Source organism: Leifsonia sp. A12D58, assembly GCF_047530025.1.
GTDB lineage: Bacteria > Actinomycetota > Actinomycetes > Actinomycetales > Microbacteriaceae > Cryobacterium.
Genome location: NZ_JBLJAT010000003.1, coordinates 236,547 through 249,123, shown reverse-complemented (window position 1 = coordinate 249,123; position 12,577 = coordinate 236,547). Strand labels below are relative to the sequence as shown.

12 protein-coding genes, 1 tRNA gene and 1 other RNA gene are annotated in these 12,577 nt (G+C 61.8%); 7 read left to right on the top strand and 7 right to left on the bottom strand.

The window, feature by feature from the left end; translation table 11 throughout:
* Positions 1-18: 18 nt before the first annotated feature.
* Positions 19-801, bottom strand: a complete 783-nt coding sequence (map, locus tag ACMT3I_RS09515; RefSeq protein WP_414804246.1) for a type I methionyl aminopeptidase — start codon at positions 799-801, stop codon at positions 19-21.
* A 109-nt stretch (positions 802-910) separates the two neighbouring features.
* Here map and ACMT3I_RS09510 point away from each other — a divergent pair, with 109 nt between their 5' ends.
* Entirely contained in the window at positions 911-2,716 is a 1,806-nt protein-coding gene (locus ACMT3I_RS09510) for a helicase HerA-like domain-containing protein (RefSeq protein ID WP_414804245.1), read from the top strand.
* A gap of 12 nt (positions 2,717-2,728) precedes the next feature.
* Here ACMT3I_RS09510 and ACMT3I_RS09505 read toward each other — a convergent pair whose 3' ends face one another.
* The 3 genes from ACMT3I_RS09505 to ACMT3I_RS09495 all read right to left on the bottom strand — a co-directional run bounded on the left by ACMT3I_RS09505 (position 2,729) and on the right by ACMT3I_RS09495 (position 4,562).
* On the bottom strand, positions 2,729-3,178 hold the full coding sequence (locus ACMT3I_RS09505; RefSeq protein WP_414804244.1) for a hypothetical protein: 450 nt from the start codon (positions 3,176-3,178) through the stop codon (positions 2,729-2,731).
* 499 nt (positions 3,179-3,677) lie between these two features.
* Positions 3,678-3,765, bottom strand: a tRNA-Ser gene (locus ACMT3I_RS09500).
* A 143-nt stretch (positions 3,766-3,908) separates the two neighbouring features.
* Positions 3,909-4,562, bottom strand: a complete 654-nt coding sequence (locus ACMT3I_RS09495; protein ID WP_414804243.1) for an SDR family oxidoreductase — start codon at positions 4,560-4,562, stop codon at positions 3,909-3,911.
* Between the two features lie 95 nt (positions 4,563-4,657).
* Between ACMT3I_RS09495 and ffs the strand changes: the two genes are divergently transcribed.
* Positions 4,658-4,754, top strand: an RNA gene (ffs, locus tag ACMT3I_RS09490) — signal recognition particle sRNA small type.
* A gap of 127 nt (positions 4,755-4,881) precedes the next feature.
* Here the strand turns inward: ffs and ACMT3I_RS09485 are convergent.
* Complete coding sequence (locus tag ACMT3I_RS09485) at positions 4,882-5,376, bottom strand: Lrp/AsnC family transcriptional regulator (protein ID WP_414804242.1); 495 nt, start codon at positions 5,374-5,376, stop codon at positions 4,882-4,884.
* A gap of 197 nt (positions 5,377-5,573) precedes the next feature.
* On the opposite strand from ACMT3I_RS09485, the gene ACMT3I_RS09480 reads away from it, so the two are divergent.
* From ACMT3I_RS09480 to ACMT3I_RS09470, 3 genes are all read left to right on the top strand, one after another.
* Positions 5,574-6,080 carry a carboxymuconolactone decarboxylase family protein gene (locus ACMT3I_RS09480; protein WP_414804241.1) on the top strand — a complete coding sequence of 169 codons (507 nt, stop codon included), beginning with the start codon at positions 5,574-5,576 and terminating at the stop codon, positions 6,078-6,080.
* 179 nt (positions 6,081-6,259) lie between these two features.
* Entirely contained in the window at positions 6,260-6,679 is a 420-nt protein-coding gene (locus tag ACMT3I_RS09475; RefSeq protein WP_414804240.1) for a YciI family protein, read from the top strand.
* Positions 6,680-6,712: 33 nt separating this feature from the next.
* A complete protein-coding gene (locus tag ACMT3I_RS09470) occupies positions 6,713-7,540 on the top strand; it encodes a hydrolase (protein WP_414804239.1) in 828 nt (275 codons plus the stop codon).
* A 52-nt stretch (positions 7,541-7,592) separates the two neighbouring features.
* Here ACMT3I_RS09470 and ACMT3I_RS09465 read toward each other — a convergent pair whose 3' ends face one another.
* Both ACMT3I_RS09465 and ACMT3I_RS09460 read right to left on the bottom strand, forming a co-directional pair.
* A complete protein-coding gene (locus ACMT3I_RS09465; RefSeq protein ID WP_414804238.1) occupies positions 7,593-8,858 on the bottom strand; it encodes an RNA polymerase sigma factor in 1,266 nt (421 codons plus the stop codon).
* A 166-nt stretch (positions 8,859-9,024) separates the two neighbouring features.
* The gene (locus ACMT3I_RS09460; RefSeq protein ID WP_414804488.1) at positions 9,025-9,699 is read right to left on the bottom strand and encodes a FadR/GntR family transcriptional regulator; all 675 of its coding nucleotides are present in this window, start codon (positions 9,697-9,699) and stop codon (positions 9,025-9,027) included.
* Positions 9,700-9,966: 267 nt separating this feature from the next.
* On the opposite strand from ACMT3I_RS09460, the gene ACMT3I_RS09455 reads away from it, so the two are divergent.
* Both ACMT3I_RS09455 and ACMT3I_RS09450 read left to right on the top strand, forming a co-directional pair.
* Positions 9,967-11,226 carry an aminotransferase class V-fold PLP-dependent enzyme gene (locus ACMT3I_RS09455; protein ID WP_414804237.1) on the top strand — a complete coding sequence of 420 codons (1,260 nt, stop codon included), beginning with the start codon at positions 9,967-9,969 and terminating at the stop codon, positions 11,224-11,226.
* A gap of 50 nt (positions 11,227-11,276) precedes the next feature.
* Positions 11,277-12,572, top strand: a complete 1,296-nt coding sequence (locus ACMT3I_RS09450; RefSeq protein ID WP_414804236.1) for an ABC transporter substrate-binding protein — start codon at positions 11,277-11,279, stop codon at positions 12,570-12,572.
* The last annotated feature ends 5 nt before the right edge of the window (positions 12,573-12,577 follow it).

Here is a 12,577-nt window from a genome sequence, read left to right as displayed (position 1 = left end):
GCCCGCCCGGCACCAGCCTCAGGAATGCGCCCTGGTCGGCAACGTCAGGATCTCGGCTCCATCGTCGGTGATGGCGATCGTGTGTTCTGTGTGGGCTGTCCGGCAGCCTGTGGCGCTGCGCAGAGTCCAGCCATCTGCGTCTGTGACGAGTTCAGCGGTGTCGGCCATCACCCAGGGTTCCAACGCAAGCAGCAGTCCTGGACGCAGCGTGTAACCACGGCCCGGTCGCCCGTCGTTCGGTACGTGCGGGTCCTGGTGCATCGTCGATCCGATGCCATGGCCGCCAAAATCAATGTTGACCTGGTAGCCCGCCTCGCTGAGGACCTCGCCGATTGCGTGAGAGATATCGCCGATGCGAGCCCCGGGCTTGGCGGCGGCTATTCCTGCGCTCAATGCGCGCTCGGTCGCGGCGATCATCGCAACGCTTTCTGCGGGCTGCGTGTCACCCACGATGAAGCTGATGGCCGAGTCTGCAGCGATCCCGTCGAGGAGGACAGCGAGGTCGAGTGTCAGTAAATCGCCGTCGGCAAGCGCGTAGTCACGGGGCAGACCGTGGAGTACGGCATCGTTGACACCGGTGCAGATGTAGTGGCCGAACGGCCCGCGCCCAAAGGACGGCGCGTAGTCGACGTAGCAGGACTCCGCTCCGGCTTCGAGGATCATGGCCTTGGCCCACTTATCGATTTCCAGCAGGTTAGTGCCGACAACACAACGGCTCTTCAGGGCCTGCAGGATGTCGGCGACCAGGCCCCCTGACAACCGTGCCTTGGCCAATTCGGGGGCATTCAGGATCTCGATCATGTAATTACTCTCTCATGCGACCGATATCTGTATCGGTTGCGGACGTGCTGCAGCGCAGTTATCTGAGTTTCCCTCGCCGATGTGCACCTGAGCGCCTAATATTCTGGCCATGAGCCAGAGCGATGTGGATCCGGTAGCAGCAGCACAAGCCGCGGCGGATGCCGCCCTGGCCGCAGCCAAGCAGGCGCAGGCCGACGCAGAGGCGGCGGTGAGGCGGGCACAGGAGGCGGCAGCAGCCGCCGCGGCGAAACAGAAGCCCGAGTCTGCATCCGACTCTGCGCCAGCTCCGTCCGCGCCTGCGCCAACCCCATCCGCCAGCGGACCCCTCGACGAAACGCACGTCGATGCCATCAGAGCCGGCTACACCTTTGACGGGCCTGCGCTCGAGATGGGTTCCCTGGTCAACGGGGATGCCAGGCCGGACGTGCAGATTCGCATCCCGCTTGCCATGACCAACAGGCACGGGCTGGTGGCGGGAGCGACAGGCACTGGCAAAACCAAGACGCTGCAGGTGCTGGCCGAACAGCTCTCGGCCAACGGTGTCGCGGTGTTCGCCGCTGACATCAAGGGCGACCTGTCTGGCATCGCGAGTCCGGGCACCTCGAATGACAAACTGCTGGCTCGTACGCAGGGCATCGGGCAGGATTGGCAGCCCGTCGCCACGCCCACCGAGTACTACTCGCTGGGCGGCATCGGGGCCGGCATCCCCATTCGGGCGACTGTCGCTGGGTTCGGGCCTCTGCTGCTCTCCAAGGTGCTCGGCCTGAACGACACTCAGGAGTCAAGCCTTGGCCTGGTCTTCCATTACGCCGACAAGGCCGGACTTCCGCTGCTCGATCTCACCGATCTGCGCGCTGTGCTCACCTATCTGATCAGCGACGAGGGCAAGGCCGAGCTCGTCGGGCTCGGAGGTCTCTCCAGCGCGACTGTCGGGGTGATCCTGCGCGAACTCATCACGTTCGCCGATCAGGGCGCCGACGTCTTCTTCGGCGAGCCCGAGATCGACACCGCCGAGTTCCTCGCGCAGGCGGCCGACGGCAGGGGCGTTGTCAGCCTGCTCGAGGTGCCAGGCGTACAAGATAAGCCGGCACTGTTCTCCACCTTCCTGATGTGGTTGCTGGCCGACCTCTACAACGACCTGCCAGAGGTGGGCGACCTCGACAAGCCCAAGCTGGTGTTCTTCTTCGATGAGGCTCACCTGTTGTTCAAGGACGCGTCGAAGGACTTTCTGGCATCGATCACGCAGACGGTGCGTCTCATCCGCTCGAAGGGTGTCGGCATCTTTTTCGTCACCCAGACGCCCAAGGACGTCCCTGGTGATGTGCTGGCGCAACTCGGCTCTCGCGTGCAGCATCAGTTGCGTGCATTTACACCGGATGACGCCCAGGCGCTGAAGGCGACAGTATCGACCTACCCCAACTCGGGTTACGACCTGGCCGAAGTGCTGACAACGCTCGGAACCGGTGAAGCAATCGTGACTGTCATGAATGAGAAAGGGGCGCCGAGTCCCGTGGCATGGACAAGGCTTCGCGCGCCGCAAGGCTCGATGTCTCCCACCCCGGCCGATCAGATTCAGCAGACTGTCGCTGCCTCACCCCTGTTTGCAAAGTATGGAACCGCCATCGATCGTGAATCGGCCAGAGAGATCCTCGCCACCAAATTGGAGGCCGCCAACACTGCCGAGAAGGCGAAGGCTGAAGTCGCCAGCGAGCAGTCGCAGGCTGAGAAGAAGGCGCAGGCCGAGTACGACAGGCTGATGAAAGAGACCCAGCCACGGGGTTCGTCGAAATCGGGTACGCGCACTCGCTCGAAACCAGAAAAGACAGTGCTCGATCAGGTGTTGGGATCGAGTGTGACCAAATCGATTGTCACCGGGGTGGTCGCCGGAATTTTCGGAACTCGCCGACGCCGTTAGGCGTCTACCGCGTCAGGATGCCGAGCGGCTGACCGGGCGTCGCTCGAACCAGTAGAGCAGTTCGGGGCTGATCCGGTTGAGCTCATTGAGGGTCATCGGCGCGTTGATTCGTACAACGGGGGCGGCGAGCTCTTCGACGACCATTTCCATGTCGGCCCTCGCCCAGAACTGGCCCCGCATCCGCAGGATCACTTTTCCACTTTTCTCTGTGACGAAGAGTTGGGCGTAGGTGTCGAGCGTGTCGCTCTGGTACATCTCAAGGAAGATGATCGTGTCGACTTCGGCCGCTGCGTGCTGCGTCGTGCGGCCAAAAAATCCGCGCTCGCTGAATCCCCGGTGTGAGACGTGGATGCTCGTGTGACGGTGTGCGTAGACGCCGTAGAAAATGAGCGCCGTGGCGAGAAGTTGGCTGAGTGCGACCAAGAGCCAGAGATCGTGCGGAATCGTAAGCCAGTACAACACGGCAAAAAGGGGCAGAAAGAACGCCAGTATCGCGATGACCGTTTGCCGAAATAGATGACCGAGTGGCCGAATTTCATGCGTGCGCTCGTTTTCGACCCCCTTGAACACCTGACCCCTTTTTTGTCTAGAAATCCAACTATCAATCAACCTGTGTTTTCAGGCTCTGGAGGCTCCCCAGCCTCAAGAATCGATTGAAATGACGGCGAACGGTAGTGAAGAATGCCTGCAGCTGCGGTGACATCGTCACGTTCGGTGCACCCTGTCTGCCCCAATAATCGGGGGCAGAACGAAACGGTACTGAGAGTCTGCCCCACTTCGAGCACCTTCAATAGCCACATTTCGGGGGGTAGTGGACTTTCTGGGGGTTTACTGACGTTTTAATTGCGGTCCGCGAGGGTCTGAGGTGACCCCGTCGTTCGGGCTCCGCCCTCGCTCCTCCTCGAATCGCAGTCGCTGTTAACGACGTATCGCCCGGCCTGACGGCCGGGCGATACGTTTTTGGCGGAGAATGGGGGATTCGAACCCCCGAGGGCTTTCACCCAACACGCTTTCCAAGCGTGCGCCATAGGCCACTAGGCGAATTCTCCAACTGAGTCGCATCCCGAAGGAAACGACCTCAGGAAATCCTACCCGGTCTGAAGGGGTGCTCGTGCCACCTGCCCGTTTTGTGGATCACCGAACAGCGGATCTGACCGGTATCGAGCAGCAGTCGGCCGGATCTGCGAGGGCACTAGGGCTTGAGCGCGCTCACAGCGTCACGCACAGGGACGTCACCGCTGATTGCCTCGAACTGCACGCCAACGCCCGCACCTGTCGTGAGGAGTTCGGTGATCAGCCCCGCAACATCCGCCCGCGGAATGCTGCCGCGGCCCGTGCTGGTCGCAAGATTCACCTTGCCCGTCGGCGGGTCATCGGTGAGACCTCCTGGGCGCACGATCGTCCAGTCGAGATCGCGGGCGCGTACGTTGGCATCCGCCTCGCTCTTGGCCTTCAAGTAGACCTGGAACACGTCATCGGAGTTCGGATCAAAATCGTCGGCCGACATCGCTGAGATCAACACATAGCGACGGATACCGGCTTGCTCGGCGGCATCAGCCAACAGGATTGCGCCATCGCGGTCAACGGTGAGTTTGCGCTCTGCAGTGCTATTGGGGCCGGCTCCTGCGGCGAAGACGACAGCGTCGACGCCGCGAAGATCGAGGGCGAGGGTTGGGGCATCGACAGCCTCCAGGTCGATCTGCACCGGGATTCCACCGGCGGCCAGCACGTCGGATGCGTGCTCGGGGTTCCTGATCAGCGCGATGGCCTGGTGGCCGGCATCTGACAGCTGCTTTTCGAGTAGGAGCGCGATATGGCCGTGCCCACCTGCGATGGCAATTTTCATAGTTAATACCTCCATTCCCAGTGAACGCTCGCCGCGCCGATGCTGCAAGTTCACGCGGCGAATCGCGAGAGCGTCAGAGTTCGATTACACTGGGTAATGGCTCCCCGCGTGGCGCCATCCAGGCCAACTCCCCCAGGACGGAAACGTAGCAAGGGTAACCGGGCTCTGGCGGGTGCGCGGGGAGTCTTTATCGTTAACACGCACACGCGGGTAACCGGGTCTGAATCTGTGGGCCGAGGTGCGCGGGGAGTCTTTATCGTTAACGGCCACACGCGGGTAACCGGGTCTGAGTCGGTAAACCGGGACGTGCTCGTGCTCGCTATATAGCGCTTGAGCCACTCAGCTGGGATACCGGGAGCGGCCCGCGCGAGAGTACGGTGCGGATCGCAAAGGAACTTCGCGCGTCGGTGATGGGTTCGATAGCCAGAATTTGGCCCAGGAGTACTTGTTCGTACACCGCGAGGTTGGGAACGGCTGCTTCGACGAGGAAATCGGCCTCTCCTGCGACGACGTGGCACGCAACGATCGCGGGGATTGCCACGAGCGCCGCTTCTATTTCCCTCGATCGTTCACGTGAGTGTTGGTTCACCTTGAGGGATATGAAGACCGTGAGTCCGAGGCCGAGCAGGTCGCGGTCCAGCTCAGCGCGGTAAGACGAAATAACTCCCGCTTCCTCGAGCGCCTTTGTGCGCCGAAGACACGATGAGGGAGACAGCGAGACGATGTCGGCAAGCTCGTTGTTCGCCATCCTCCCGTGCTGTTGAAGGTTCTGCAGGATGGATCGATCAGTCGAGTCGAAACGATTACCTGGCATTTTCAACCATCTTCTTTCTAATCCTGGTTGATTATCGCGTAACTGAACATTTTTCGACAATAATTCGCAATCGTGTCCGAACCAGATTCGAGCACACTGGCATTCGTTGGCTGGGCGATCGCATTGCATGTCGCGGTTGCGGCGATCGTTGCGGTCCCGACCGTTTCATCCAAAACCCACAACAAAGGAGACCACTCATGATCGATACAACTGATGTCCCCGTCCGTTTGGAAATGGACACCATTGCCGAGCCTTTCGTGCGCGCTCTAGCCTCTCTGGATGCCGCCACCTCACGCGTCCTCGACTCCGCATCGATTGAACCGCCCCTGCGCGAGTTGGTGCGGATTCGAGCATCACAAATCAACGGCTGCGCGTACTGCGTCGACGTCCATACGACCGATGCGCTGGCGAGCGGTGAGACCGTGCGCCGCCTCGCGGCGATCGCGGTGTGGAACGAGAGTGCGGCCTTCACCGAACGAGAGCGCGCAGCGCTGGCATTCACGGAGGTTGTGACGTTGGCGGCCTCGACCCGCGTTCCTGATGACGCCGTTGCTGCCGCACGTCGGCTGTTTACCGAGACCGAGCTCGCAGCAGTGCTCTCTCTCATCGTGACGATCACTGCGTGGAACATGGTCGGAGTTGCCGCGCGACCGTGGCCCGTCGACTATTCGACCCGTGGTCAAGACGCTGCCACAGTTGCATGACTAGGTAGGGGCATCGCGGCCTCCACCGTTCAGCTCCTTTGGTCAGATTCCGGTGATAAATGGTCGCAGCGATGTGTTTTCGACAATTTTTCTGTGGAGTGTCGATTCAGCCCGTCGCCGTTCGACCTTGGGTATGAGGAGGTCGAGACGCGACCTTCGAGAGTGAGAAGGAACACGAAATGGCCAAGTACATGTTGATCATGCGGGCGACTGAGGAATCCTTCGCCAGTTTCATGAGCCATGATTTCGGGGAGATTCTCGAGAGCATCGGTCGTTACAACGACGAGTTGATTCGCGCGGGTGTTCTTCTGGCAGCCGAAGGGCTCGCCGACCCGAGCGAAGGGGTCGTTGTCGACTTCAGCGGCGAGACGCCTGTCGTGACCGATGGCCCATATGGCGAACTCAAGGAGCTGTTCAACGGCTACTACATCCTGGATGTCGCTTCAATCCAGGAGGCAGTTGAATGGGCCAAGCGTGCCCCGCTGACTGCCGGAAGTAAGACTGAAATCCGGCGGGTCACCACAATCGATGAGTTCCCCCAGGACAGCGAGTGGATCCAGAAGGAGCGAGCCTGGCGCGAGCAGACCGGCCAGCTCTAAGCGAAGTATTGCGAAAGGACGAGGAACTCCACCATGCCCATATGGATCTGTAGAACGTGTGGCGTCGAGCAAGCGGATGCGAACACTCCACCCGTCGTCTGCGCCATCTGCTCCGACGAGCGGCAGTACGTGCCAGCTGCCGGTCAGACCTGGACCACCCTTGAGGAATTGAGCGCAGCCGGCACACACGTGACAATCGAAACTGTCGAGCCAAGGCTCTTCGGCGTCAGGGCCAACCCCATCGTCGGCATCGGACAGCGCACGCACCTCATCCAAACGGATGCCGGCAACGTGCTCTGGGATCCCATCGGATATGTGGACGCCACCGGGGCCGCCGCCGTTCTCGAACTGGGACCGGTGGCGGCCATCGTCGCCAGCCACCCCCATCATTTCGGAGCCCAAGTTGCGTGGTCGCGCGCCCTCGGCGGTGTTCCCGTGCTTGTCGCGGACGCAGATCGTCGCTGGGTGCAGCGCCCGGATGCTGCCATTGAATACATTGGAGCCGAGGATCTCGAGGTTGTTCCAGGGGTGACGATCCGTACAATCGGCGGACACTTTGCCGGGAGCAAGATTGCCATCTGGGCGGATGGCGCGAACGGTCGCGGTGTGGTCTTTTCAGGTGACACGTTGTTCCCGACCCAGGATGGCAAGTGGGTGGGATTCATGAGAAGTTACCCGAACAACATCCCGCTCTCTGGCGCCGTGGTTGACCGGATCGCGACCACCACGCTTGCCTCGCCGTTTGATCGGCTCTATGGCAACTTCGGCTGGGCGATCCCGTCTGATGCACACGGTGCGATTCATCGCTCTGCCGCTCGGCACGTGGCATGGGTGCGCGGCGACTTCGACGACCTGACGTAGACGAGTGAGAGAGAGCCCATTTCTTTGCATCAGTGGGTTGCATAGGCGGGGATCAGCGGATGTCGCTACCGTCAACTAAACCGTCGAGTTTGCGCTCAAGAGCCGCGCGCTCGACGGCGTTACCGCACAGCCCTATTGCCGCCTGATATGCCGACTGCGCTTCGTCCCGACGATGCAGGCGGGTAAGCAGCTCGCCGCGGATCGAGGGGAGCACGTGCGAGCCGGCCAGCTCACCGCGCTGCGCAATGGCGTCAACCAGCTCGAGGCCATCCGCCGGTCCGGACGCCATTGCGACCGCAACTGCACGACCCAGCTCGATAATGGGTGACGGTGTCAGCCGCCCGAGGGCTTCATAAAGGATGACTATTCGCGGCCAGTCTGTCTCTGACACTGAGCGCGCCCTCGCGTGACATTCAGCAATTGACGCCTGGAGACCGTAGGCCCCGAGGCCCCGCCCCGCCCCGACCGCCCTGGCGAGAGCGGCTTGTCCGCGCCGGATAGCGGCCTGATCCCAGAGGCGTCGGTCTTGGTCTTCTAACAGGACGGAGCGCCCCAGTGCGTCGACGCGCGCAGGAAAGCGTGCAGCAGTGAGTTCGAGCAATGCGAGTAGCCCGAAAACTTCGGGCTCCGGCTCGAGACGCACGAGCACCCGCACCAGTCGACGCGCCTCACTGGTCAAATCAGTGCGAATCCAATCGCTACCGGTTGAGGCAGACGAGCCTTCCGTGAATATGACGTAGATGACGTGGAGCACAGACCCGAGTCGCTCGGCCATCTCATGGCGCTCGGGTACGACAAAGGGGACGTGGGTGGCGGCGAGTGTCTTCTTGGCGCGGGTGATGCGCGCCTGGATCGTCGGGACGGATACGAGGAAGGCTTTGGCGATTTCGTCGGTGGTCAGCCCGCCCACAACTCGCAGCGTTAGTGCGATCCGCGATTCCTTCGAGAGCACCGGATGACATGACGTGAACATCAGAGCAAGCACATCGTCATCGATCGCATCCACGTTGAACAGCGCGTCTGCACCGGGCAGTCCCTCATCGAGGTCGCGAGCAAGAAGCCGATAGCGTTCGTCGCGACCAGCCCGACGACGAAAAGTATCGATCGCTCGGCGCCGGCCCACTGTGAGCAGCCAACCGACCGGCTCGGCCGGAATCCCATCGACCGCCCAAGAAACCAGCGCCTCCGCCAGCGCCTCCTGGGCCAGATCCTCTGCCAGCGAGAACTCTCCGGTGTAACGGGCGAGCGCGCCGACGATGCGGGCGGATTCCATCCGCCACACCACCTCAACGGCACGCCGTGCATCCGATTTGCTCACCAGCCCGGGACCTACCCTTCCGCCCGTGACACTCGAACTTCAGAAATGGACGGTCGACATTCGACCACCTCACTTATTGGTCGAACGGGAGTACGCGAAATCGACACGAGGACGATCTCTCCACCTGAGCCCGAACCGTCCCGTTTCATGCCGCTGTACGCAGGTACTAGCTCGTCGTGAGCGGCCGCGGCCTGGCTGTGGGTCGGTGCTCTCGTGCCCAGCGCTCGGTCTGCAGCACGTGGGCTGAAGCCGCGGTCGCAGCCGTCGCCGGATCTCGGGCGATCAGGGCATTCAGGATCTCGCGGTGCGAGACGTCGCTCTGCGCCTTGATTTCTGGCCCTGCTGGCAGGTCGAATAATTGGTACGACCGGGACCTGGACCTGAACACCCGCAACAACACCGCGATGGTCTCATTCTGCGCAAGCAGGCTGATGCCGTTGTGAAACTGTGCGTCGAGGTCAGAAGCCGTCTCTAGATCTGTGGTCTGTTCGAGCTCATCAAGGATCGCGCCCAGCTCCAGTGCGACGGCATCCGTCATCTGCGCTGCAGCCTGCGAGGTCACATGAGATTCGAGTACACGGCGTGACTCGAACATGTCGATCAGTCCCTCAAGCGGCATGAGATCGACGGTCAAGGCCAACGCCCCGATGATGTTCTCTGGCCCCAGCGCGGAGACGTAGGTGCCAGAGCCGTGCCGGGATTCGATCACGCCGAGCGCGCCGAGCATGCGGACGGCCTCACGCAGCGAGCCACGAGACACCTGCAGGCGATCACAGAGCTGAGCCTCAGACGGGAACTGCTGGCCAGGGGTGAGTTCGCCAGAAGCGATGATGTGCCTCAGCCCGTGGAATGCGTCGTCGATTGCGCTAATGGTGTGCCTTCTGCCGTGGGATCGATGTACACGCAGAGATCAGCATACGTCGCGAGAAGTTGTCTGACGACTTAATCCAGATGTAACAGTTGACGCTAGTGATCTGATGAATACGTCTATATGCTCCAAGTTATCGGTATTTACGTCGCGGTTACTGCCAAGTCATCCAATAACTTGGGAACGCTGCACATCGGGTGCCGAGACAGACCTGCGCCAGCACAAGGAAGTGACCCACTGATGACCTCGACCAACACGTCGGCCCCGGCCACCAGGGCCGTAAGCCCCCGCGCTCTCACCCTGCCGGACGGAATGCCGGCAGCTGCAGCGTGGACACTGTCCCCACACGCGTTGCACATCAACCATGGCTCGTTCGGTGCGGTACCCCGCGTCGCGCAAGAACACCAAAACGCCCTCCGTGCCGAGATGGATGCCGATCCGGTCGCGTGGTTCTCCTTCTTGCCGGAGCGAATCGGCGTGGTGCGCCGCGAACTGGCAGCCTTCGTCGGTGCTTCGCCAGAGCGCTCGGCGATAGTTCCAAACGCCAGCGCGGGTGCCAGCGTCGTGTATTCGAGTTTGCCGATGTCGCAGGGTGCCGAGATCGTTGTCACTGACCACGGCTACGGCGCGGTGACAATGGGGGCCGAACGGATGGCCAGACGCCGCGGTGGCCGCGTGCGTACCGCTCACGTGCCGTTGGGGGCCACGCCGCAACAGGCGCACGACGCGGTGATGGATGCCTGCACAGACAAGACCCGTCTCATCGTGATCGACCACATCACATCGGCGACGGCGCGCTTCATGCCGGTCGCCGCGATCTCGGCATCAGCTCGCGAACGCGGGATCGTCACGCTTGTTGACGGGGCGCATGTTCCGGGCCTCTACGCGGATCCGCTTGACGGGATCGACTGCGATTTCTGGGTCGGCAACCTACACAAGTTCGCCTGCGCGCCCCGCGGCACGGCGGTGCTCGTTGCCAACTCCGGTCTTCGCGACGAGCTCTATCCGTTGATCGATTCCTGGGGCTCCCCTCTGGCGTTCCCTGAACGCTTCGACACGCAGGGCACCCTCGATCTGACCAGCTACCTCGCCACACCGACAGCGACGGGATTTATCGCAGACACCTGGGGCTGGGGCGGCGCACGGGACTACATGGGTGCGCTGGCCGACTATGCCGAAAACATCGTCGCAACCGCCTTCTCCGAGCAGACCGGCCAGGACCACCGCGTTGACGTCGGAGCATCGACCAACGCCCTGCGGCTGGTGCGCTTGCCAGACGGTTTGGCCCGCACGCACCCGGAAGCTGATGCCCTGCGCAACCGCGTGGTCTCCGAGTTCAACGTCGAGGCCGCATTCACCAGTTTCGGCGGAGTCGGTTATTTCCGTCTCTCCACGCACGTGTACAACACGGCGGCAGATTTCGAAGAATTCGTTGAGCGTATGGTTCCGACGCTCTGCGACTGGGCGCGCGACGCAGTTCGTTCCGCACCTGACCTGTAATCCCCGCACATTCCATGGACCACAGCACGCATAAAGAATCGAGGAGAAGAATGACGAAACGAAGGCTTCTTGGCGGTATCGGCCTCGGCCTGGTAGCGACCCTTGCGCTTAGCGGATGCTCTCCCGCCGCCGGCGACGGAAAGGTGACGCTCCAGGTCGTCGAAAGCCTGACGAGCCCCGCACGTACGGAGTTGCTGGCCGGACTCATTGACGAGTTCGAGGCACAGAACCCCGACATCAGCGTTGAACTGATTTCACCCCCCACCGACCAGGCAGACCAGAAGATTCAGCAGATGCTGCAGTCTGGCACCGGTGTCGACGTGCTTGAGGTGCGCGACTTGACTGTCGGCCCGTTCTCGGCCAACGGCTGGCTCAGCGACATGACGAGCGAGTTCGACGGCTGGGACGGTTGGGACGACCTGACCAACAATGCCCAGAACGTTGCGACGGCCGGCGGGAAGATGTATTTCGTTCCATACGGCTTCTACGGCATCAGCCTGTTCTACCGCACCGACATGGTTAAGGACGCCGGTTTCACCGGAGCCCCGGTGAGCTGGGATGACATGGTCGAGCAGGCCACAGCCATCCAGGACCCATCGACCAACACGTTCGGTTACGCGTTCCGCGGCGGAAAGAACGGCTACACCAACGCGGTTCTGGCCATCTCGGCCTACGTCGCCGGCGACATCGATGTGTCGAACGCATACAAGCTGACAAGCGGAGACTCGATCTTCTCCGCACCGGAAGCACAGGACGCGCTTGACACCTACTTGACGCTGTTCGAAAAGGCGTCGCCGCCGTCATCCGTCGCGTGGGGATACCCGGAAATGGTGGAAGGCTTCACCAACGGATCGACCGGCTTCCTGCTGCAAGACCCAGAGGTCATCGCTGCCGTGCAGGAGTCCCAGGCGATTACGGCCGATCAGTGGACCACTGCTCCCATGCTCGTCGGACCTGGTGGCCAGGCAATCCAGCCGCTCGCTACAGCTGGCTGGGGAACCGCAGAGGCCAGTGAGCACAAAGCAGAGTCGGCCAAGCTGATTCAGTTCTTGAACTCGGGCGACGCTTCGATTCAGTTCACGCAGCAGAACAGTCTCGTGCCGATCCTGAACGGTGCTGCCGACGACGAGTTCTACAAGACCGGCGCGTGGGCAAGCTACCTCTACATGAACGAGAACCCCGACGTGTACATCACTGCTGAGCAGCCGCGCGGCGTCGCCTGGTTCACCGAATGGGCCGACAAGGCCGATTCCGAGCTGCAGCAGGTGCTCATCGGACAGATGACCAGCAAGGAACTTCTCGCCAGTTGGGACACCTACTGGACCGAGAAATGGGCCACGGAGTAGGAACC

Coding starts and splice junctions, on each gene's coding strand:
- map (WP_414804246.1), bottom strand. CDS start 801: ATGATCGAGATCCTGAATGCCCCCGAATTGGCCAAGGCACGGTTGTCA.
- ACMT3I_RS09510 (WP_414804245.1), top strand. CDS start 911: ATGAGCCAGAGCGATGTGGATCCGGTAGCAGCAGCACAAGCCGCGGCG.
- ACMT3I_RS09495 (WP_414804243.1), bottom strand. CDS start 4,562: ATGAAAATTGCCATCGCAGGTGGGCACGGCCATATCGCGCTCCTACTC.
- ACMT3I_RS09485 (WP_414804242.1), bottom strand. CDS start 5,376: ATGCCAGGTAATCGTTTCGACTCGACTGATCGATCCATCCTGCAGAAC.
- ACMT3I_RS09480 (WP_414804241.1), top strand. CDS start 5,574: ATGATCGATACAACTGATGTCCCCGTCCGTTTGGAAATGGACACCATT.
- ACMT3I_RS09475 (WP_414804240.1), top strand. CDS start 6,260: ATGGCCAAGTACATGTTGATCATGCGGGCGACTGAGGAATCCTTCGCC.
- ACMT3I_RS09470 (WP_414804239.1), top strand. CDS start 6,713: ATGCCCATATGGATCTGTAGAACGTGTGGCGTCGAGCAAGCGGATGCG.
- ACMT3I_RS09455 (WP_414804237.1), top strand. CDS start 9,967: ATGACCTCGACCAACACGTCGGCCCCGGCCACCAGGGCCGTAAGCCCC.
- ACMT3I_RS09450 (WP_414804236.1), top strand. CDS start 11,277: ATGACGAAACGAAGGCTTCTTGGCGGTATCGGCCTCGGCCTGGTAGCG.